This window comes from Streptomyces sp. NPDC015220 (assembly GCF_043079345.1).
Classification (GTDB): domain Bacteria; phylum Actinomycetota; class Actinomycetes; order Streptomycetales; family Streptomycetaceae; genus Streptomyces.
The window spans coordinates 321449-342811 of the sequence record NZ_JBIBUK010000006.1 but is presented as its reverse complement, the minus strand read 5'-3'; the positions used below and the strand labels follow the sequence as shown (position 1 = coordinate 342811).

The 21363-nt window shown below is 70.4% G+C and carries 18 protein-coding genes and 4 pseudogenes; 11 read left to right on the top strand and 11 right to left on the bottom strand.

The window, feature by feature from the left end:
• From ACF061_RS16850 to ACF061_RS16835, 4 genes are all read right to left on the bottom strand, one after another.
• Positions 1–951 (bottom strand): transglycosylase family protein (locus ACF061_RS16850; protein ID WP_392267610.1); only part of this gene is annotated, 951 nt, incomplete at its 3' end.
• 92 nt (positions 952–1043) lie between these two features.
• Entirely contained in the window at positions 1044–3047 is a 2004-nt protein-coding gene (locus tag ACF061_RS16845; protein WP_392267609.1) for an Ig-like domain-containing protein, read from the bottom strand.
• A gap of 338 nt (positions 3048–3385) precedes the next feature.
• Positions 3386–3544 carry a hypothetical protein gene (locus ACF061_RS16840; RefSeq protein ID WP_392267608.1) on the bottom strand — a complete coding sequence of 53 codons (159 nt, stop codon included), beginning with the start codon at positions 3542–3544 and terminating at the stop codon, positions 3386–3388.
• Between the two features lie 202 nt (positions 3545–3746).
• Positions 3747–4067, bottom strand: coding sequence for a hypothetical protein (locus ACF061_RS16835; RefSeq protein ID WP_392267607.1), 321 nt, complete (start codon positions 4065–4067; stop codon positions 3747–3749).
• A gap of 162 nt (positions 4068–4229) precedes the next feature.
• Here ACF061_RS16835 and ACF061_RS16830 point away from each other — a divergent pair, with 162 nt between their 5' ends.
• Positions 4230–5225, top strand: a complete 996-nt coding sequence (locus ACF061_RS16830) for a LuxR C-terminal-related transcriptional regulator (protein WP_392267606.1) — start codon at positions 4230–4232, stop codon at positions 5223–5225.
• A gap of 228 nt (positions 5226–5453) precedes the next feature.
• A complete protein-coding gene (locus ACF061_RS16825; protein ID WP_392267605.1) occupies positions 5454–5861 on the top strand; it encodes a hypothetical protein in 408 nt (135 codons plus the stop codon).
• Positions 5862–5983: 122 nt separating this feature from the next.
• Here the strand turns inward: ACF061_RS16825 and ACF061_RS16820 are convergent, their stop codons facing one another.
• Positions 5984–6550 (bottom strand): TetR family transcriptional regulator, encoded by a 567-nt coding sequence (locus tag ACF061_RS16820; protein ID WP_392267604.1) that lies wholly within the window; start codon positions 6548–6550, stop codon positions 5984–5986.
• A gap of 86 nt (positions 6551–6636) precedes the next feature.
• Between ACF061_RS16820 and ACF061_RS16815 the strand changes: the two genes are divergently transcribed.
• From ACF061_RS16815 to ACF061_RS16800, 4 genes and pseudogenes are all read left to right on the top strand, one after another.
• Positions 6637–7062 carry a nuclear transport factor 2 family protein gene (locus tag ACF061_RS16815; protein ID WP_392267603.1) on the top strand — a complete coding sequence of 142 codons (426 nt, stop codon included), beginning with the start codon at positions 6637–6639 and terminating at the stop codon, positions 7060–7062.
• 80 nt (positions 7063–7142) lie between these two features.
• Positions 7143–7232 (top strand): annotated as a pseudogene (locus ACF061_RS16810) (IS5/IS1182 family transposase); the annotation flags it as partial.
• A gap of 228 nt (positions 7233–7460) precedes the next feature.
• Positions 7461–7706: a hypothetical protein gene (locus ACF061_RS16805; RefSeq protein WP_392267602.1), complete on the top strand. Its 246-nt coding sequence runs from the start codon at positions 7461–7463 to the stop codon at positions 7704–7706.
• A gap of 38 nt (positions 7707–7744) precedes the next feature.
• Positions 7745–7972: pseudogene (locus ACF061_RS16800) on the top strand (IS1380 family transposase); the annotation flags it as partial.
• Here ACF061_RS16800 and ACF061_RS16795 read toward each other — a convergent pair.
• Positions 7926–8096 (bottom strand): annotated as a pseudogene (locus tag ACF061_RS16795) (IS3 family transposase); the annotation flags it as partial. The pseudogenes ACF061_RS16800 and ACF061_RS16795 sit on opposite strands and share 47 nt — an antisense overlap.
• A gap of 74 nt (positions 8097–8170) precedes the next feature.
• Here ACF061_RS16795 and ACF061_RS16790 point away from each other — a divergent pair.
• On the top strand, positions 8171–9025 hold the full coding sequence (locus ACF061_RS16790; protein WP_392267601.1) for a class I SAM-dependent methyltransferase: 855 nt from the start codon (positions 8171–8173) through the stop codon (positions 9023–9025).
• Here the strand turns inward: ACF061_RS16790 and ACF061_RS16785 are convergent.
• The 3 genes from ACF061_RS16785 to ACF061_RS16775 form a co-directional block, all read right to left on the bottom strand.
• Positions 9012–9167 (bottom strand): hypothetical protein, encoded by a 156-nt coding sequence (locus ACF061_RS16785; protein ID WP_392267600.1) that lies wholly within the window; start codon positions 9165–9167, stop codon positions 9012–9014. The two genes, ACF061_RS16790 and ACF061_RS16785, sit on opposite strands and share 14 nt — an antisense overlap.
• A 558-nt stretch (positions 9168–9725) precedes the next feature.
• Positions 9726–10766 (bottom strand): alpha/beta hydrolase, encoded by a 1041-nt coding sequence (locus ACF061_RS16780; protein WP_392267599.1) that lies wholly within the window; start codon positions 10764–10766, stop codon positions 9726–9728.
• A gap of 163 nt (positions 10767–10929) precedes the next feature.
• The gene (locus tag ACF061_RS16775; RefSeq protein ID WP_392267598.1) at positions 10930–13449 is read right to left on the bottom strand and encodes a penicillin acylase family protein; all 2520 of its coding nucleotides are present in this window, start codon (positions 13447–13449) and stop codon (positions 10930–10932) included.
• A gap of 412 nt (positions 13450–13861) precedes the next feature.
• On the opposite strand from ACF061_RS16775, the gene ACF061_RS16770 reads away from it, so the two are divergent.
• From ACF061_RS16770 to ACF061_RS16760, 3 genes are read left to right on the top strand one after another with little or no spacing between them, the layout of a single operon-like run.
• On the top strand, positions 13862–15052 hold the full coding sequence (locus tag ACF061_RS16770; RefSeq protein ID WP_392267597.1) for a DUF4185 domain-containing protein: 1191 nt from the start codon (positions 13862–13864) through the stop codon (positions 15050–15052).
• 52 nt (positions 15053–15104) lie between these two features.
• Complete coding sequence (locus tag ACF061_RS16765) at positions 15105–16145, top strand: LGFP repeat-containing protein (RefSeq protein ID WP_392267596.1); 1041 nt, start codon at positions 15105–15107, stop codon at positions 16143–16145.
• Positions 16146–16159: 14 nt separating this feature from the next.
• Entirely contained in the window at positions 16160–17167 is a 1008-nt protein-coding gene (locus ACF061_RS16760; protein ID WP_392267595.1) for a hypothetical protein, read from the top strand.
• A 213-nt stretch (positions 17168–17380) separates the two neighbouring features.
• On the opposite strand, the pseudogene ACF061_RS16755 reads toward ACF061_RS16760, so the two are convergent.
• A pseudogene (locus tag ACF061_RS16755) lies at positions 17381–17534 on the bottom strand (transposase); the annotation flags it as partial.
• A gap of 217 nt (positions 17535–17751) precedes the next feature.
• Here ACF061_RS16755 and ACF061_RS16750 point away from each other — a divergent pair.
• Positions 17752–18258, top strand: coding sequence for a GNAT family N-acetyltransferase (locus tag ACF061_RS16750; protein ID WP_392267594.1), 507 nt, complete (start codon positions 17752–17754; stop codon positions 18256–18258).
• Positions 18259–18358: 100 nt separating this feature from the next.
• Here the strand turns inward: ACF061_RS16750 and ACF061_RS16745 are convergent, their stop codons facing one another.
• A complete protein-coding gene (locus ACF061_RS16745; RefSeq protein WP_392267593.1) occupies positions 18359–21304 on the bottom strand; it encodes a hypothetical protein in 2946 nt (981 codons plus the stop codon).
• Positions 21305–21363: the final 59 nt, after the last annotated feature.

The window sequence follows — 21363 nt, the reverse complement described above, 5'->3', positions numbered from 1 at the left end:
GGTGCCGTCGCTCTGCTGACCGTTGTTGTACAGCACGCCGACGTCGCTCTTGCCGTCGCCGTTGAAGTCGCCCGAGGTGACCTTGGCGCGGTCCCAGTTCCAGCTCCCGCTGCCCGCGTCGACGTTGTCCCACACCTTCACCGGCTTGTTGAACCCGGCGCCGTTGCTGGTGAAGGTCCACAGGGCCGACCGGTACGTGCCGTCGCTCTGCTGACCGTTGTTGTACAGCACGGCGATGTCGGCCTTGCCGTCGCCGGTGAAGTCGCCGGTGGTCTGGGAGGTGGCGGCCCGGTTCGCGACGAAGAAGCTGGTGGCCCCGGAGCGGGGGCCGGTCTGCCCCGCGTCGTTCACAGCCGCGACGGTGAGCGCGTGGGGTCCGTCGGGCAGCGTGCCGGTGTCCAGGGTGACCGCGTAGGTGGGGCCGGACCCGGTGGCGGTGCCGACCAGGTCGCCGTCGACGTAGAAGGACGCCTGGGTCGGGGTGCCGACCGCGTCGGTGACGGAGGCGGTCAGGCGGACCGAGCCGGTGAGGACCGATCCCCCCGCCGGCGCGGTGACCCGGGAGACGGGCGGGGTCGGCGATGGATAGGGGTCGGTGTGGTCGGAGCCGAGGCCGGCCTTGGGGCCGCAGTTGGGCCAGGCCCCCTCGCCCTGGCCGGCGAGGACCTTCTCGCCGATGAGTATCTGCTCCTTCTTGGTGGCCAGGTCCGCCCGGGCCGCGTAGGCGGTGCCGCCGTAGGCCTGCCAGGTCTGCTGGGAGAACTGGAGTCCGCCGTAGAAGCCGTTGCCCGTGTTGATGCTCCAGTTGCCGCCGCTCTCGCAGTCGGCGACCTTGTCCCAGGTGCTGACCGAGGCGGCCTGGGCGGTGGTGGGCAGGGTCAGGACGGTGGTGCCTGCCAGGGCAACGGCGGCGGTCAAGGCCGCGTGAAGTCGTACGGTACGGGTGGGCATCGGGGTTCCTCACGGAGAGTCGGGTTCATGGAGACGGAAGGCGTGTGGGCGGCGGGAGCGGGACCCGCCGCCCACACGACGGGCCGATGCCGTCAGGCGAGCTTGCTGTTCTGCCAGTTCCAGCTGGTGAAGTTCGCGCTGTCGAAGACGAGGGCCGGGTTGTTGAAGGCGGGGCCGGTGCTGGTGAACTTCCACAGGCCGGTGCGGTTGGTGCCGTCGTCCTGCCGGCCGTAGCCGTACAGCACGCCGATGTCGGTCAAGCCGTCGCCGTCGAAGTCGCCGGAGGTCAGCTTGCTGGCGTCGGCGTTCCAGCTGTCGGTGCCGGAGTCCCACTTGCGCTGCGGGTTGCCGAACCCGGCACCCGTGCTGGCGAACGTCCACAGCGCGGACTTGTTGCGGGAGTCCTCGGTCTGGCCGTTGTTGTAGAGGACGCCGATGTCGGCCTTGCCGTCGCCGGTGTAGTCGCCCACGGTCAGCTTGGAGCGGTCCCAGTTCCAGCTCTTGACGTCGGTCTCGGTGTTGTCCCACTTGCGCACCGGGGCGTTGAAGCCGCTGCCGGTGCTGGTGAGGGTCCACAGGGCGGTGCGGTTGGTGCCGTCGCTCTGCTGGCCGTTGTCGTAGAGCACGGCGACGTCCGCCTTGCCGTCACCGGTGAAGTCACCGGCCGTCGCCTTGGCACGGTCCCAGTTCCAGCTGCCGCTGCCCGCGTCGACGTTGTCCCACTTCTTCACGGGGTTGCCGAAGCCGCTGCCGGTGCTGGTGAGGGTCCACAGGGCTGTCCGGTACGTGCCGTCGCTCTGCTGACCGTTGTTGTACAGCACGCCGACGTCGGTCCTGCCGTCGCCGTTGAAGTCACCGGAGACGACCTTCTCACGGTTCCAGTTCCAGCTGCCGCTGCCCGCGTCGACGTTGTCCCACGCCTTCACCGGCTTGTTGAAGCCGGCGCCGTTGCTGGTGAGGGTCCACAGGGTGGTGCGGTTGGTGCCGTCGCTCTGCTGACCGTTGTTGTACAGCACGCCGACGTCGCTCTTGCCGTCGCCGTTGAAGTCGCCCGAGGTGACCTTGGCGCGGTCCCAGTTCCAGCTCCCGCTGCCGGCCTCGACGTTGTCCCACACCTTCACCGGCTTGTTGAACCCGGCGCCGTTGCTGAGGTAGGTCCACAGGCCGACGTGGTTGATGCCGTCGTCGGTCTGGCCGTAGTCGTACAGGACGCCCACGTCCGACTTGCCGTCACCGTTGAAGTCGGCGTTGAACGTCGAGCCCGACTCGCCGTTGGAGGTGATGATCTGGGCGCGGTCGCCGCCCGTGTTGCCCTGGGTGTCGGTGACCTCGACCGAGAGGATGTGCTTGCCGTCCGGTACCCGGCTGGTGTCGAAGGAGTAGGAGTACGGGGCGGTGCCGCGGGTGGCGATCTTCTCGCCGTCCAGGTAGTACTCGACGGTCGAGATGCCGTAGGTGCCGGCCGAGACGGAGGAGGACAGGTCGGCGACACCGGTGACCGAGATACCGGGCAGGCCCTTCAGGGAGATCTTCGGCGGTGTGGCCTTCTGCAGCACCGGCGAGATGTAGCCGCTGATGGTCTGGCCCCAGGGGGCGTCGCCGACGGCATAGCGGGTGGTGCTGTTGGTGGTGACCAGACCTTCGGAGCTCTGGCTGTGACCCTGGTTTCCGCCGGTGATGGTGACCACCCCGTTACTGATGCCCGTCACCATCGCCACGTGCTGGGCCCAGCCGTTGGAGTAGCCGTAGACGACGGCGTCACCGACGTGGGGGGTGTTGGACTTCGTCCCGTACTTCAGCCCGTACTGATAGAAGCTCGCGGCCGCATCGGTGAGCATGCCCATGCCAGACACGTTGTTGCGCGCCCACACCCAGCCGACGAAGTCCGCGCACCAGGCGTGCGACTGACCGCCGCGTCCGTCGCAACTGCTGCTCTGGCTCAGGCCGTCGTCGTAACCGCCGTGTGCGCACGGCCCGTTGCCGTTCTCGGCGGTGGCCGTGGCGGCAAGCTGCTCCTGAGGTGTGGCGGCGTGGGCGGGGACCCCCGCCAGGCCGGTGATGACGGTGGCAGCGACCAGGGCACCGAGAGCTGACATCGTGCGACGGTTGGCTTTGACGTACGCAGACATGGGTTTCTCCGTGTTCGGAGCACGGCTGAGCCGTGCCGGTCGGTGGGGCAGGCGTGAGGAAGGGGCACTGGTGTGACCGGGGGGCGAGAAGGCACCCCGGTCCGGCGCCCCGGAAGGGTCTGTTGGTGGGGGATCCACTGATGCGGGATCCCGAGGCGAGGGGGCTGAGCCATGCCCTCGGGTGTCGTCGGACCCGCGCCTCATGGGTGTGCCGGGTCCGGACTGCCGTGCGGATCGCAGTCGCGTACGGGCGTCGCGCGTCTCGCGCGCCCGGTGTCCTCCTGCGTCGCGGCTCGGCGGCGGGACTACTGCCAGCCGAGGTCGTTCTGCGAGTCATCGGCCACCGGAGCGAGCGGCGCACCGACGACATGGGCCGGTGCGACCGGAGCGGCGGCGTGGTGACCGCAGAAGACGGCGCCCAGAGCGAGAAGGACGACGGCGGCCTGGCTCATACGTATGCGCATGACGAGCATGACTCTTTCCCCCTGGGAAGCGATGACACGTGGCGAGCTGTGCAGTCCGCCTGCGGATGCGGGGCCGAACCGTTCGGCCGGCCGCTTCCATCGGCGTGATCAACAGCTTCACCGCTGATCAGAGGCGCGCAAAGGGCTGAAGCCTGGCCCCAATCGGCCATGGCCCGTTCCGTCCAGGACCTGCTCGGCTCCGCTAGTCGGGGCCGGACGAGGACAGCAGCCGCTCGTAGTAGGGGGTGACGAAGGCGGCCCCCGAACTCACCACCTCCCACCCGCGCAGCTTGGGCGAACCGGCGAGCGTGCGCCGGCACACCTCCAGCGCGCGTGCCTCGGCCTCCCGCAGGGAGGGAGCCACTATCCAGAGAGCCAGCACGGGGTGGGGCGTCGCGTCGGGATGCGCGCGGACGTGTTCGACGCCGTCATCCGCGTTCGCCGCGGCGAGGACCAGGTGAGTTACGTCGTCCGGCGGAGCGGCTCCGCCCGTGCCGCCAAGGCGCGTATGGATGAGGTACATGGTGCCGAACATCACAAGCGGACGGCACGACCGCCAGAGCAAACAGGTGGCCTGTTCCGGCCATTGCCGCTTCGGTCCACATCCCTTCACGATGCCTCAACAACGTTTTCATGACACGATCATGAAGTTCACGAGAAAGGCAAGCGACCGAAGGGGGTGGGGATGCGTCCCGCTCTGGACCTGGACCCCGTCGCGGAGTCCGTCTACAGGGAAATGCTGGCCCATCCGACGGAGGGCATCGCAGCGCTCGCCGAGCGGACCGGGCACTCCGCGGAAGACGTACGCGACGCCTGTGACCGGCTCAGCGAACTGACCCTGGTCCGGTCGTCCGGCGAACACGACGGGCAGTTGCGCGCCATCGCCCCGGATCTCGGCATGGAGGTCCTGATAGCGCGCCAGCAGGCGGAGCTGGCCGCCCAGCAGGCGCGGCTCGAGGCATCCCGCGCCGCGGCAGTCCGCCTGATCGCCGAGCACGCCGAACTCAACCGCACCCAGGGTCTCGGCATGGAGCAGCTCAACGGCCTGGACGCCGTCCGGGACCGTGTCGCCCTGCTGAGCCGGTCCGTGCGGGAGGAGGTGCTGACTTTCGCTCCCGACGGTGCGCAGACTGCGGCGAACATGGAGGCCTCCCGGCCACTCAACCGCGAAGTCCTCGCCCGCGACGTGGTCATGCGGACCGTCTATCTCGACAGCCTGCGCAACAACCAGGCCACCGTGGACCACGCGAACTGGCTGACCAGTCACGGCGCCCAGGTGCGCACCGTACCGGCCCTGCCCACCCGCATGATCATCATCGACCGGTCCACCGCCATCCTTCCGGTCAGCAGCGCCGACACCGCCTCCGGCGCGGTGATCCTCACAGGCCAGGGCACGCTCACCGCGCTGTGCGCGCTCTTCGAGGGCGTCTGGGCCACCGCCCGACCGCTGGGCGAGATCCAAGTCCGCGACGGCAATGGCCTGACCAGCCAGGAGAGCACCACGATCAGGCTCCTGGCCCAGGGCCACACCGACGAGGCGATCGCCAAACGGCTCGGCGTCTCCCAGCGCACCGCACGCCGTGTCGCGACCGACCTCATGGAGCGCCTGGGCGCGCGCAGCCGGTTCGAAGCGGGAGTCCGAGCCGTCCAGCGCGGCTGGCTCCCGAGCCGGGCCGACTGACCCCGCGGCGTTCCCCGAGTCCCCCGAGGACGCCGCCGAGCGGGCCCGCTGGTGCGAAAGGCACATTCTGGAGGTCCTGCACGGTCTGCCGACGGATGTTCCGGAAGGGACCACTCCGCGGCCGGAGTTCGACCCGTAACGACACTGGCCGGCCCATCGCGAGCGGGCGGAGGCCGTCGAGTTGACGGCGGCCGGGCATCAGGTGTCGGCCAGCGGCGTCAAGCAACGGTGCCGCGTTGGCGTTACCAGTGGGATGAGCTGGTAGGGCCGGCGGCCGGCCGGTCGGCCAAGCAGATGCAGGCGTTCGGCCAGGTCGCCCCGGGCGTGGTGGAGGCGATGCGACAGGCGGTCGCCGAGACCGCCGACGCGTCGTCGAGGACCATCGGCCTCACTCCCTGGCGGACCCGACAGATTCTGTCCGATCGAAGGCAGACCGCCGAGGTTGAGCTGCCGTCTCGGGCCATGCTCCATGGGCTGTTCGACAAACTCGCCGCCGACGCCCATGGCACCGGGCCGACCTGTGCGCGCCGCTCGGCCCGGGCGCGTCCGTCCGAGCCGATCGGCGAAGTACCGGCCAGTGCGCCCGGTGAGCTGATGCGGATCGATTCCACGCCCATGGATGGCGCGGCGCGATGACGGCGTCGCCGAGAAGGCCGGGCTGACGGCCATGGCCGGCAGTGCCGCCAGGTCGATCACCGCGGCGGTGCCGCGTCCCTCCACGAAGGCCGCTGACGCCTCCACGTCGCCGGCTCGCAGTGTTACCCCGGCGGTCCTGCCAGGGCCTTGATGGCCGGGCGGAGCAACGCGGCGATGTGTTCCGCGGGAACCTCACGGAGCGCGGCCAGGCCGAGGAACTGGTGGCCGATGGTCACGCCCAGCAACGCGGTGACGAGCAGGGCGGCACGCAGTTCGGGGTCCTCGGCAGCGGGCAGGGCGGCACCGACGCTGTCGATCTGTCGGCCGAGAGAGACACGGACGTGATCGGCCGCAGCCTGGTCGGTGAGCATCGATCGCATCATCGCCGCCGTGCCCTCGGGAAGACCACCGAGCTTGAGGCCGAGCGAGGCCAGCAACTGATCGACAAGCTCATCGGTGCCAGTAGCCGTCAGTGGGGCGGGGACCACCTTCACGGCCTGGCTGAACAGCCCCCGCTTCGAGCCGAAGTACTGCATGACCAGAGCCGGATCGACGCTCGCCGCGGCCGCCACGGCGCGAATGGTGGTGCGCTGGAATCCCTTCTCGGCGAACAACTCACGGGCGCTGTCGAGGATGCGGACCTCGGTCGCTCGGCGTCGGTCGGCGCGGGACTGGTGAGAAGTGGACACCGATTCACTCTACAGCCGTTGACCGAAGGTCCGACCGACTCTACGGTGAGTGAGTCAACAAGTGTTGAGCGAATGAGGCAACCCCCGTGTCACATCTGGATACACCTGCTGCTCGCACCCCTCATGAGGTGCTGACCTGCTACTACCGAGCCATGCTCGACAAGTCCCCGGACGATCTCGCCGATCTCTACACCATCGACGCGGTGCACGAGTTCCCGTTCGCCTCACCCGGCTTCCCCCCGCGCTTCGAGGGGCGTGAGGCCGTGCGCGCCGGCTACAGGGCGGCCTGGGGCGCCAGCCCCGTCCAGGTGAAGGAAGTCAGAAGGGTCGCGGCTCACGAGACCGCCGATCCCGCAGTGATCGTCGCCGAGCATGTCGTGGTGGGAACACTGCCGGCCAAGGCCACCACGTTCACCGTCCCCGGCCTCCTGATACTCCACGTCCGCAACGGACTGATCACGCGAGTCCGCGACTACATGGACGGCTTGGGCGTCACCAGCGCCGGAAAGTGAAGGCCCCGAGCAGTTCCCGGTACGACAGAACCCGGACAGCTACCTCGCCGGACTTCACCTGCGCGCCTCGATGATCTGGCGGCGGCCGGCCCCTCGGCCACGACGCCGACCTCGACAAGGAGCGGCACACCGTCGAGCGACTGATCAACAAGCTGAAGGCCTGGCGAGGCGGCTGGGGCCGTGACCGCGGTGTCAGTCCGCAGGCGCCCGAGTGGCCGGCCGGAGCAGCCGCGTAGCCCATCACCTGCCGGGAGCAGGAAGCCGAGCGCACCTGTGTGTGAAAGCGCTGGTCGCGGGTGCGGGCTGTGCGGGACCATGGGTACATGCCTCGACGCCTCATGTTCGTGCAGTTGAAGTCTGGTTACGACACCGACCGTGGACCCTCGTGGATCGGGTGGGTGGACTTCTCGAAGACTTGGAGCACTGCGTATTTTCAGGGAAGGACACTGCGCCGGGCAGGCGGGATGTTCGACGCGAACTTCTACGACACGCAGACCCATGAGGAGTTCTGGGTCTCCGGGCCGAAGCGGGACCGCTCCGACACCCGCTATGGCCCGTCCAACCCGGAAGTCGAGCCGGATGCCGTCGAGACCTATCACGCGTTCCTGGACGGCGCGCCCCTGCCAGGGCGGGAGAAGGGCTGACCCGGGCTCCCCGCGGTCGGGTGGTCATCACCGATGCCGTCCAACAGGCCGTCCTGCTCGTCCCCGCGTCCGCATGGACGCCCGCGCCCGATCCCGACGGCAAGATACGCGACGGCGCGAGGGTCGCCGAACGCGCGGGCGATGTCCTCAAGGGCCGGCCGAAAGGCATGCGGCCGATCGTCCGAAAGGAACGGCCGCACCCCGGCGCCCAGTTGCGCATCACCGACGCCGACGGCATGCGGCGACGAGTGACAGCGTACGTGTCGTGATCAGTTGTTGTACGAACTCGGCTGGTGTGAGGTAGCCGAGCGCGGAGTGGCGACGACGCCGGTTGTAGCACGACAGCCGGCGGAACAGCTCCAGCCGGGTCTGATCACAGGATGCCCAGGAAGTCGGAGGCGCCGCTGCCCGCGCGTCTCGTACCATCGGCCCGCACCGACCCGTCGAGTATCTCTAAGGATTTTGTGAATCACTCCGATCTCCGCGCCAAGGTCCCCTCGCTCGCGGCCGGCATGGCCGCCGCCGAGCACAGCCCGGACATCCAGCTGTCCCAGACTCGCCACCGTGCCGCGCTCGTGGCGAGCTGGCACATCGCACCAGGTTCAACCGTCCTCGAACTGGGCTGCGGCCAGGGCGACATGACCGCCGTCCTTGCAGAGGCGGTCGGGCCCGAAGGGCGCGTGGTGGCCGTTGACGTGGCCGAACCCTCCTATGGGGCGCCGGTCACGCTCGGAGAGTCGGCAGCCCGGCTCGCGGCGGGCCCTCTCGGCCCGCGCATCGACTTCCGCTTCGGCACCGACGTCCTCGACCCGTCGTTCGACTTCCCCGAAAGCACCTTCGACCACGTGGTGCTCGCACATTGCTCCTGGTACTTCGCATCGCTCGGACAACTGCGAGACACGCTGGCCCGGGCCCGGCCGTGGGCGCGGCGACTTTGGTTCACCGAGTGGGACTTGACGCCTGCCTGCGACGACCAGCTGGCGCACCTGCTCGCCGTGCTGATCCAGGGGCAGACCGAGGCCGCGGGATCGCACGGCCAGGGCAACGTCCGCACGCCTTTCTCCCGTGAGGGCCTGCTGCGGCTCCTGCCCGAGGCCGGCTGGACGGCCGACGGCAGCGACTCGGTCGATACCGAAGAGCTTCAGGACGGCGACTGGGAAATCGCTGCCTGCCTCGACCTGGTCGAAAGGGGGGACCGTCTGGCCGCGCTGCCCGAGCCGGTGCGACAGCTCGTCCTGAGTCAGGCCGACGTTCTCCGGGCCATCGCCAAGCCGCGCGGCAACCGAGCGCTCGCCGCCTATTCAGTCACCGCGCGCTGACATACCAACCTTCGCCCATGTCCGCTGCCAGGCCGGGGACGTGGAAGGCGTCCGGCGAGCCCTCGGTCAGGCCGACGTGCCTGTGATCGAGGCTGTTCCGCCAGTCGACGAGCTTCCCGGCGTAGGTCGAGTCGGCCCCCACGATCGTGATCTCGGGGCACCACGCCCCTGATCTCGCCCGACGGCGGCCATCTCACCGTCTTCAACCCGTGAGGTCACGCCGTGGTCGAGAGCGGTCCGCCCGGCAGGACCCAACTCAGGGGCGCGCAGGAAGTCCGCGACCTTCGGTAGCGTCTCGGCCCGGCATCGCACACAGTTCACCCCTGCATTTCAACAGCAGGAGCAGATCCATTGCGGCGAGTACCGCGGCGCCTGCGGGCCGCACGGCGAACCCCTCGGCCGGCACGATCCTGGCGGGGAGGACGTCCGGCCCGGTGTGGAGCGCAGCGAAGGCCCCGGCGACCTTGAGGGCGCTGTCGTCCACGGTGAAGCTGACCGGCGAGAGGTGGCGGTAGGCGTGGTCGCCCTGACCGAGCGACTCCGGGTCGGCGGGGACAAGGGGGATGGTGGCCGTCGGAACCTCTCAAGAGGGAGATCATCGTCCCGGCGCGGTGAGACGGGCGCGGCGCGCGGGCGCCGAACGGGCCGGCCGCCGCGTGGAGACGGCAGCCGGCCCGGACCCTTCTCCGCGCGCGTGCGGTCAGGAGGCGAACGCCCGCTCCAGCCTGGGGATCAGGTCCCGCAGATCCTGCTCCCAACAGGCGCCGTTGTGGCCGCCGTTGCACTGGGTGCCCCAGGCGGAGCCGTCGCCGTAGTCGACGTAGTGGTACGGCATGCCGAGCGCGTCCATGCTGTCTTTGACATGCTGGGCCGCCCCTTCGAGCCAGAACTCCGGTTCGGTCGGTACGCCGCCGCCGTTGCCCACGTAGATGGAGACGCCGATCCCGGCGAGCTTGTCCATGTGCGCGGCCGGATCGACCTCGTTCCACCGCCAGTCGGCGTTGAACACGGGGTAGGGCGAGCCGAACAGCGCGTCGCTGTCCACGCCGGGCCTGTACGGCGAGCTGTCGGGGTCGCAGGCGCCGGAGGACGAGCCGCAGATCGCGCCGAGCGCGTCGGTGACGGAGGCGACTGCGGCCAGCCGCAGGTCCATGGACCGGACCGACAGGTCGATGTCCCCCGACAGGGACGCGGTCTGGCTGAACAGGTCGGGCCGGACCTGGGCGTAGTGCAGGGCGCCGAACCCGCCCATGGAGACACCGGCCACGGCCCTGGCCTTCTTGGTGGGAATCGTCCGCAGGTTCGCGTCGACGAACGGGATCACCTGCTTGAGGTGGAAGTTCTCCCAGTTCTGGGCGCCGAGCTGCGTCTTCTGGTTGAGCCAGTTGGCGTACCAGCCCCGGGCGCCGCCGTCCGGAATGACGGTGATCACCGAGTTGGACATGGTCAGCGCCGGATAGTTCTGCTGGATCGGATCGTCAGGCGAGCCGTGCAGGAAGTACAGCACGGGATAGCGCCTGTTCGGGTCGTCGTAGTAGCCGCTCGGCAGGATGATCTTGATGTGGTGCTTGCCGGCGACCTCCGGCGTGGTCACCGTGATGGTGAAGTTGGTGGAACCGCCCACGGCCGTGTCGACCTGGGTCAGCCCGAAGCCGTTCGTCAGCGGCGGCGGTGCGGTGCCGCCGGCGGCCTGTGCCGGACCGGCCGGCAGGGCCAGGGCCAGGGCGACGGCGGTGACCATTCCGGTCACTGTCAGTCGCCGGCGGTTCGATGTCCTTGCCACAGCGTGCCTCCTCGTGAGCCTTCGTAGTGTGCGGGGCGGGATGCGCGGGACGCGGTGACGTCCCGGGGGAGGAGCACGCCGGAGGCCGTCGTCGGGGTTCCGGCGCGCTCACCCGCCGATCTCAGTTCAGGACCTCGACCTCCAACTGGGGCGAGGCAGCGATCTGTTCCTCGGTGAAGCGCTCGGTCACCCACTGGCCCGCCGCGAACAGCCTCGTCTGATCGGCGTAGTGCGGCGAGGTCGGGTCGGCCGACTGGGAGTAGGTCAGCAGGGAGGAGGTCTGCGGCGGGCCGTCCGCGGTGAAGCGCACCTCCTGGATGAAGCTGGACCCGAAGACGACGTCCCTCCTGCCGTCGACCTGGCCCGGAGTGATGACGTTCAGCACGCCCAACTCGCCGATCGAGCCGTGGATCGGGATCCGCTCACCGTTGCGTTCGACCTTCTGGACGTCCGAGAGCCGTGCGTCCAGCGGAATGCCGGCCTTGCGCAGCGCGAACACCGCTCGGGCGAGCGCGTCGCGGACGGCCGAGCTGCCCGGGTCCAGCGAGTTCGGGGTGTGCACCGGGTCCTTCGGGTCGAAGGGCACCCGCCAGGGCAGTTTCTCGACGGCCTGCCCGCCGAGCAGATACGACCAGTAGTTGGCGAACAACCAGGACCCCTGGCTGTCGGACGTGTAGGCGTGGCTCTTCCAGGCGGCGAGGATCGGGCAGGCTTCGCTCACGTTGACCAGGTTGCCGTCCACCAGGACTGTCCCGAAAGGCGTGTTCCGGCACGCCGTCACCGTACTGGTGAGGGCCAGGTCGGCCGCCCTGCTGTGGTCGGCGAACAGCGACTGCCGCATGGTCTCGGGCGTGAAGCCCTTGCCGGGCAGGCCGTCGGTGCCGTCGATCCGGCTCTGCGCGGTGACGATCAACTCCTGGGTGCGCAGCGACCGGGGCGCCGCCATGTCGCCCATCACCCGGGGGAAGGACAGCGGCTGCTCGGGATTGGCCAGCCAGGCGCTGTCGTTGGCGTTGCCCACGAAGTCGGAGCGGACGAGGCGCGGCTGCTTGCGCGGGTCCATCAGTCCCGGCGCGACCGCGTTCGGGTCGTCGGGCCAGTCGCACGCGCTGCGCTTGCCGTCGAGGATGGAGACCGGCGGCACGTTGGGCAGCCGCAGCGTCTGCTCGAACAGCAACCGGCCGGTCTCGGTGAGGCACGACCGCGCGTGCTCGTCGGTGATGTTCGGGGTGGCCTGGATGTCCGCGTACAGCGCGTCGCCCTTGCGGTCGACGGCGACGGTGTTGAAGAAGGGGACGCCCTCGGTGGTCTCCAAGGTACCGACCACGTCGTCGACGTCCTCGGCCCGGTCGAGGTGGAACCAGGTGTTCAGCGCCCGCAGGTTGTCCATGTTCGCGTCGCGCACCGCGTGGGCGCTGACGACCCACGGCAACGGGACGCCCTCGACCGAGGTGGTGATCGGGCCGTACCGGGTGGACCACAGCGTCCTGGTGACCTTGCGGAGGGAGCCGTCCGCGTTCCGCACGTCCACGGTGACCTGCTGCGAGGTCATCCGCTGCCAGACGCCGTCCACCAGGTAGGAGGTCGCATCGAGCGGGTTCACCTGCACGTCGAACAGGCCGAACGGCGCGACCGTGGCGACCGTGTGGCTCCAGGCGACGTCGTCGTTGTGGCCGATGTTCACCGCGGGCAGTCCCAGCAGGCCGGCCCCGGAGACGTTCACCTTGCCGGGGATGGTCAGCTGGCTCTGCCACATCCGGTTCTTGCCCTGCCACGGAAAGTGCGGGTTGGCCAGCAGCATGCTCGTGCCGCCGGACACGCCCTGCGAGCCGACCGCCAGCGCGTTGCTGCCCATGCCCTGCCGCGCGCTCACCGCCATCGCGTCGCGGATCCTCTGCGCGGTCCGCGCGGGGGAGGACACCGGCGAGGCGGCGGTCTCGGGCCCGGGCGGGGCGGTGGCCTTGGCCCCGAGCCGGGGCGCGGTGGCCGGTCCGGAGAAAGACGCGGCGGACGATGCCCCGGGCGGCGCGGCAGTCACCTCGCCGTCCAGCAGCGCGTCGGCGCTGCCCATGATGATCTCGGCGTGCGCGTGCCGGTAGACGTCCAGCTCCGTGATCGGCCGCACCCAGGCCGCACCGCGGCAGACCGGATCGGGGATGCCGTCCACCCCCGTCTCGGCCAAGTACCGGTTGTATCCCCGCACATAGCCGCGGATCGCCTCCTTGACCTCGACCTCCGGGCCTTTGGGCGCGGGCTGGTCGATCAGCCGCTCCACCACCCGGTCGTCGTTGATCCGCTGGAAGTACAGGTCGCTGTTGAGGTTGGTGGTGGTGTTCTGGTTCTGGCCGGGGCTCGCCCTGCCGTCGGGCCCCAGATAGCGCGACCTCTGGGCGTCGACCATCAGATACGTGTCGGCCAGCGTGCAGATGTTGTCCTTGGCCGCGGCGTACCCGTACCCCAGCCCCAAGCCCTCCCAGCTGGAGGCGGTGATGTGCGGGATGCCGTACTCGGTGTAGCGGATCACCGCCTCGGCGCCCCCCTTCCCGGCAGCGGACGAAGCGGCGGCCGTCGTCGTACTCATCATCGCGACCGCGGCCATGACCGCCATCGGCAACCTCGATCTGAGTCTCCTGCGTGTCATCGAGCCGTCCCTCCCGTACCGGCGGCTTTGTCCGGACACGGTCACGCTAAGGAGGACCGATGAAATTCCCATGACGCCGCTGTGGGTGTGCCACGGTCCGGTCCGACGGGTGACCGCTCGGCGGCGGTCACTCCCCGCAGGCCCGTTCGGCGTCGCATCCCCTCGAGGAACCGGGATTTCATCGTTTTTTCAACACCCTTCGCCAGGATGAACCGGCCACCGCGGGCCGTCCGGTCCGTATCCGCAGCCGTGGCGCCGCGATCACCACGTGCCGCACGGCACCGGCCGCGGCGCCCGACGACGCGCGAGCGCCGGCACCGCGCCGGCGGCCCGCGCCCCCGACCGACACCGAGTTCACCGTCGGCTGACCGACCGGGTCCACCGCCGGTGACCCGACCCCGAAGGGACGACCATGTCCGACTCCGCACACCCCGACCGCCGTCCGCCCACCCGCCGGAGCCTGCTCAAGGCCGGCGCGGGCGCCGCCCTGACCGCCGGCGCGTTCGGCGGCTCCCTCGCCGCCGCCCCCTCCGCCGCCGCGGCCCAGAACGGCGCGCCGCTGTGCGAACAGCCCGGCGACTCGGCCCGCGCGCAGGGCCTGGGATCGGGCGACCTCGCCATCCCCTACTACCGGGAGCACGACAACACCTGGGGCTACGTCTTCGGCGACTCCTTCAGCGAACCAGCGCTGGGAGGGGAGTACCTCGGCTCCCCGGTCATGCTGAACCAGGCCTCCTTCGACGCCTCCGGCTCGACCCCGATCTCGTTCACCTGGGCCATGCCCACGGGAGGCGGCGCCCGGCAGCTCTTCGACTATCAGCACAACGCCGACAACGGACACGGCTTCGAGGTAAGCCGCATCCCGAACGACTGCATCGAGTTCGGCGGCCGCACCTACATCCAGTACACCTCCGTGGAGGTCTGGCAGCCGCCCGCGGGCTACGACGGCTCGCGGATGTCCGGCGTCGCCTACTCCGACGACCACGGCGTCACCTGGCACGACTACCCCTACCACTGGGCGGGGGACACCCAGGGCGTCAACCAGTCCCTGTACGGCATGTGGTCGTTCGCGGGCATCGACCCCGACGGCTGGCTCTACATCTTCTCCAAGCGCTGGAACGGCAGCCACCTCAACACCGGTGACGGCGGCGCGATCCAGCTGTTCCGCATCCGGCCGGAGGAGTTCCGCGCCGGCAACTTCGGAGCGCAGGAGAACTGGGCTTACCTGGACGGCAGATGGCAGTGGACCCGCGCGGTCCAGCCGTCGGTGGTTCTCTCCGGCAACAACATCGGCGAGTTCTCCGTCAAGCGCATCGGCGGCACGTACTGCATGAGCTACTTCGACGTCACCGACTACTCGATCTGCACCCGCACCGCTCCGCGCCCCGACGCCGTGTGGAGCGCACCCAAGCCGCAGATCGTCGGCAACGCCACCTGGCCGCCCAACCACTGGGGCAAGCCCCAACTCCCCTTCCTGTACGGCGGATACATCCACCCGGGCAGCGCCGGCCCCACCTCCCTGACGCTGATCGTCTCGCAGTGGAACGGCCAGCCCCACCAGTCGCCCTACCGCGTCCTGCAGTACGACGGCATCAACCCGTGAGCCACGCCCAGCACTCGCTTCTCGCGGAACACACCCCCACAGGAGGAGACAAGTGAGCGCAGTCCGCTTACGCCGCGCCAGAGCGGGCGGCACCGTCCTGCTCGCCGCCCTCACGGTCCTGACCGCCCTCGGCGGCGGCCCCGCGACCGCCGACAGCACCAGGCCCCCGAAGACACCCGGCCCCCTCGGCCACCCCGCGCCCGCCACGGCGTACTGCGACATCCCCGCGGAACGCGACATCGCGGTCACCCGCAAGGTCTACGAGGTCGGCCAGCGCATGAGCGTGTCCCCGAAGGTCATGCTCGCCGGGTTCGAGACCGGCTGGGTCGAGTCCCGGATGAACAACCTGGCGTGCGGGGACCGGGATTCGCTCGGCGTCTTCCAGCAACGCCCCTCACAGGGCTGGGGATCACCCGAGCAGGTCCTCGACGTCGACTACGCGGCGTCGAAGTTCTTCGAGGTCGCCGAGCAGATGGAACCCGGCATGGAGGGCAGCACCGCCGGACAGCTCGCCCAGGCCGTCCAGCGCTCCGCCTACCCGGAACGCTACGACCAGGCCGAAGGCGCCGCCGTCGCGCTGCGGGACGAGGCGTTCCAGCCCTACGGCACGATCGGGGCGAAGTACGGCGGCATGGGCGGCCCGGGCAGCGTCCTCGGCGCGCCGGTCCGGGCCGAGGAGGCGGCCTCGCTGGGCGGGCGCTTCCAGCTGTTCCGGAACGGGATCATCCTGTGGCACCCGGATGTGGCGTACGCGGTGTACGGGGACATCCTGTCCAAGTTCTGGGCGACGGACGCGGAGCGGCGCTGGGGTTTCCCGACGATGGACGAGGCGGACGCGTCGCGGGCGCCGGACGGGACGAAGGGGCGGTACCAGTTCTTCGAGCGGGGCCTGTTCCTGTGGTCGCCGTCGACGGGTACGCACATCGTGCACGACGCGATCTACGACGCCTTCCACGCGGGGGGCCACGAGAGCGTCCTCGGGTATCCGACGACGGACGAGACGGACGAGGCCGGCGGCGGGCGGATGCAGCGCTTCGAGAACGCCACCATCCACTGGCGCGCCGACAAGGGCACCTGGATCACCGACAACTGAACAGGAGAACTCCCTTGAGGTCCCTTCACCGCAAGGTGCTTCGCACGGCGGCCGTGACGTCGGCGCTCCTCTTCGCCACCCTCTGCGCGGTACCGGCCGCGAGCGCGTCGAGCCCCGACGGGCCGATCGGGCGGGGCGAGGCCATGGACCGCGCCTGGTCGTGGATCGCCGAGCAGGTGCCGTACAGCCAGTCCGGGTGCCACGAGAACCAGTTCGGCTGCTACCGCCCGGACTGTTCGGGCTACGTCTCCATGGCCTGGCACCTGAGCAGCTCCCTCACCACCTGGAGCCTGTGGGACGTCACGTTCGACGTCCCGGCCGACGACCTGCAACCCGGCGACGCCCTGCTGCGGGACTCGGGCGGCGTCGACCACGTGGCGCTGTTCGTCCGCTGGGCGGACCCGGCCCACACCCGGCCGGTGGTCCGCGAAGAGTACGACTTCGGCCATGTGGCCGAGGAACACGTGTGGAACGACGGGCTGCGCGGCTTCTCGCCCCGCCGCTACAACGCACTGGACGACCTCGCGCCGTACGGCACCATCGCGGTCAAGTACGACAGCATGGGCGGCCCCGGCAGCGCCCTGGGACAGCCGATCCGGGGGGAACGGGACTCGTCGCTGGGCGGGCGCTTCCAGCAGTTCCGGAACGGGATCATCCTGTGGCATCCGGATGTGGCGTACGCGGTGTACGGGGACATCCTGTCCAAGTTCTGGGCGACGGACGCGGAGCGGCGCTGGGGTTTCCCGACGATGGACGAGGCGGACGCGTCGCGGGCGCCGGACGGGACGAAGGGGCGGTACCAGTTCTTCGAGCGGGGCCTGTTCCTGTGGTCGCCGTCGACGGGTACGCACATCGTGCACGACGCGATCTACGACGCCTTCCACGCGGGGGGCCACGAGAGCGTCCTCGGGTATCCGACGACGGACGAGACGGACGAGGCCGGCGGTGGGCGGATGCAGCGCTTCGAGAACGCCACCATCCACTGGCGCGCCGACAAGGGCACCTGGATCACCGACAACTGACCCGTACCACCGACCCATCGCTTGACAGGCACCTTCCCGGGGCCGCCGGCTCACCCTCGCCGGCGGCCTTGCACGAGACGGCTCTGCCGCCGGGCGTGGCGGAACTGGTACACCGTCCCGGCCTGACACAGGACGCCCCGCTGATAGACGTCGTCCAGGAAGGCGGCGACGGCCCAGGGGAGACCGTCCGGTCAACGGCACCCGGATGCGGGTGTAGACGCACTTCAACGCGGCGTTCTCCGACGGGAAGCGGCCCCAGGAAGTGGCCCCGTGCCCGGACGGCCTTGAGGATGCGGGCGTTCACGCTCTCGATCGCGTTCGTGCTGCGGATCACCTTGCGGATCTCGACATCGAAGGAGAGGAAGGGTCTGGGCGAAGGTCGCGGGCGAAGCCCGCAAGGGGAGCCAGGGTGTCGTGCTCGACGCCGGCGATCCACTTCTCGAGTCGGTCACCGTGGCGTGTAGTCATCATGACGGCGAACTTCCTGACGTGGCCGGGTCGGGGGACGGAGCGGCGCCTGAGGCGGGCCGTCCCCGGCGCCGGCCGGATTGGGCCCACTCACAGCCGTCCCGGACAATGAGCGCATGGACATTCGATCCCCGCATGTGAGCGAGCTGCCTGTTCTCCAGGGCATCGAGAGGGCCGCCGGTCAGCGGTACCACGACATCGGCATGCCGGAGATCGCCGAGGACGAGCCGCTTGCGCTCGACGAGCTCGCCCGGTACCAGCGCGACGGGACGGCCTGGGTGGCGGTCGACGCGGCCGGCGTCCCGATCGCCTACCTGATCGCCGACCGCGTCGACGGCAACTTCCATGTCGAGCAGGTCTCGGTGCATCCCGGCAGCGCACGGCGCGGGGTGGGCAGGTCCCTTCTGGAGCATCTGGCGGACCACGCAAGGAGCCGGCGGGCGCCCGCCCTGACCCTGACCACGTTCGCCGACGTCCCGTGGAACGCCTCCTACTACACGCGCTGCGGCTTCCGGGTGCTGGCCGAGAGCATGCTCACGCCTGGTCTGCGGGAGATCCGCGAGCGCGAGGCGACCCACGGCCTGGACCGGTGGCCGCGCGTGTGCATGCGCAGGGATTTGTGACGCCGCGGGCCGCCGTCCCGGGGCGGGGGAACCTCCGCTCGGCCCATCGCGCCGCCCCGGGACCGCCGCGCCGCCCGAAGACCGCTGAAGCGGCCCGGGGTCACCGCAGGCGGCAGATCGTGCGCGGGTCGGCTCCCTTGGGGCCGGGCGGTGCGGTGAGCGGCGCCTCGCTGCCCGCGGGCCGTCCGCACACGTTCACCGACCGCACCTCGCCGCCGTCGTAGCTCACCCGCACGATCTCGTAACCGTGGCCGCGCTGGTCGGCGTAGGGTCGGCTGCCGGCGAAGCCGACCGTGCCGACCGGCAGGTTCGGGTTGGGGTGCCAGCGCAGGTCGGCCCAGGTCTCCGCGGCGGTCTGCGGGACGTCCCCGTTCCGGGCGGCCCGGTAAAGCACGGCCGTGGCGCTGTAGGACAGCACCGTCTGCCCGCTGGAGAACAGCGCGTCGGTCCAGGGCCGTGCGCCATCGGCGAGCGCGGTCCGCCGTGCTCCGGCCGGCAGGAGGTGCATGAGGACGCGGTGGGCGTCTGTGTAGAAACCCGTCGTCGCCGCGAGGTCCATGGGCGCGAGGGCGAAGTGGTAGAGGGTGACCTCGTCGGGGATGCGCAGGGCCTCGCCCTCCTCGTAGTTGCTCTTGGTGAGGTCGTCGCCGGTGAACACGGTGATGCCGCGGCCCGAACAGCCGGGCGTGGAGCCGAGTTGGGACATCAGGTTGGGCACGTCCTCGACCCGGCCGGCGAAGTAGAGGGCCCTCGGCACGGGCCGGCTGCCGCAGATGTCGCCAATGGGGGTGGTGAGTTCGGGCTCGCCCTCGGCACTGAGCCGGTACGTCCGGGAGGGCGCCGGCGCGAAGCCCGCCTCGGCCAGCATGCGCTTGCCCACCCGGGCTTGTTCGGTGGTGTAGAAGTCCTTCTCGCTGCCGACCGACCGGGACAGCACGACGCCCTGGGCGCTCTTCTCGCGGGCGGCCAGCTGACGGGCGACGACCCGCAGGGCGTTCGCCTCCTCCTCGTCGGTGGCGGCCAGCCCGAACCAGTTGGAGAGCCTGCGCGCCAGGTGGCTGCCGGAGTTGGTGGTGCTCACCACGGGCAGCCCGGCCCCCTTGAGGATGCGGGCGGCCTGCTCGGTCTCGGTGGTGTCGCGCCCCATGCCCACGACGCCGACGACGGAGCGGTCGCGGCGCGCCAGGTCGGCGATGTGCCGGGCCACGGGGAGCACGTGCAGCATGTTCTCGCCGGCGTTGGCGAGCAGGACCTTGATCTTGGTCGGCTGGTCTGTGCTGACGTTGGCGTAGTGCTGGTAGAGATACACCCCCGTGATCTCCTCCAGCCCCTTGCGGGTGTCGGCCTGCCGGGCGGCGGTGACCGGACCGGCGTAGACGATCGTCACATGGGCGTCGCGCGGTCCGATGGCCGCGTTCTCGGCCCTGATCGCCCGCTCCACCGCGTCGAAGGTGACGCCCTTGCCGGCGCCCGACAGGCTCAGCGTGTTGCCCTGCGCGAGCCGCACGTTTCCGGTGGCGACGCCGACGCACTCGCCGTCGTAGAGACCGGAGTCGGTGTTGGAGCCGAGCAGCCGGCCCTCGCAGTATCGTCCGGCGAGGTACCGGTTGCCGAGGAAGCCCGCGGCCAGGCCGAGGGCGAGAACCACGGCGAGGCAGGGCCTGGACCACAGGAGCCACGCGGGCGTCCGGCGGATGCGGTCGGTGGAGTGCTGTGCGGAGTGCCGGTGGCGCAGCTCGTCGGCGGGCATCGGGATGTACAGGATCCACGGCAGGGTGGCGGCCCGGCCCGGGGACTGGCCGGCGTTGAGGTTGGTCACCCAGCGCTGGTACCTGGCGTCCGCTTGGTACGCCCCCTCCTCGCCGTCGGCGTCGGGGCGGTCCGGTGCGGCGTCCGGCTCCGGGTCGGCCGGGACCAGCGGCCGCAGGCGTTCGGTCGCCGGGACCGCGGCCAGCACGAGCAGCGGATCGACCTCGCTGCGCCGACTGCGCACGTTGCTGAGGGTGCGCAGCAGAAGCAGACCGCCGTCCCGCTCGGTGGCCCGGGGCAGGTACACCACGGGCGGCACGGTGCGCTTGCGGCGGCGCAGGTCCAGCGCTCGCGGTCGGAAGTTCTCGCGCAGGTCCTCCAGCAGCGCCAGCACGCGGAGCTCCAGGTGCAACTGACGAGCCGTCGGATCGCCCGCCTGGGCGGCGATCACCTGCTGGGCGACGGCGAAGGCACGGCCGCGGATGGTCTCCCAGGACTTCGCGGGCCGCCAGCGCGACCAGTCGGCGGCGGCCGGCCGGTCACTCAGCGGGGCCAGGAAGGTGGTGGTCGCGAACCAGCGGCTGGCCCGGCGCAGCCACAGCAGCGGCGGCGCGCTGCGCGCGAGCAGGTGCACCAGGCCGAACAGCGTCAGCGCCAGGGCGCCGCCCCACACCGCCGTGCGCCAACCGCCCTCACCCAGCAGCACGCTGAGGCAGGCGATGAACATCGCCCCCACGAATCCGGAGGGGTTGACGACGGCACCGACGGTCTCCGCGAGCGCCGGGACGCGGCGTCGGCCCTCCTCGCCGTCGGGGCCGCCGCCGGGACGCCAGCGCAGCTCGGCCAGTCGGCGCATCAGGCGCTCCCGGCGCTCCGCCGCCGTCCACACCGTCGCCACCTCGGCGCCGACCTCGGGCGCGGCCTGCTCGATGGCCCGCAGCAGGCTTGAGCGCGGGAAGGCGAAGGGCTTGTACTGCGACTGCCGTGCGTTGTCCCAGGAGTGCTCGCACAGCTGGCGCACCATGTCGACGGCCGAGGAGTAAGGGTCCGGGCCGCCCCCGCCGTCGAGCCGCTTGGCGATCAGCCCGCGCGGCTGCTGGCTCTGGCGAACGAACTCCACCACCTGGACGACCCGCCGGTCGAGGGCGCCGGTGGCGTCCTCCTCAGTGGCCTGCAGCACCACCAGCGGGGTCACCGGAGGGTTCGCCCGGAAGCCGTCGATGAGCCGTCTCATCAGGGCGAAGACCGCGTCCGCGGCCTCCACTCCGGCACTGCCGGTCCAGACCCGTCTTCCCATGTGCTCCGCCCCCGTCGCATCGGCCCGATCGAACATCGAGTTCGATGGGAATACCCGGA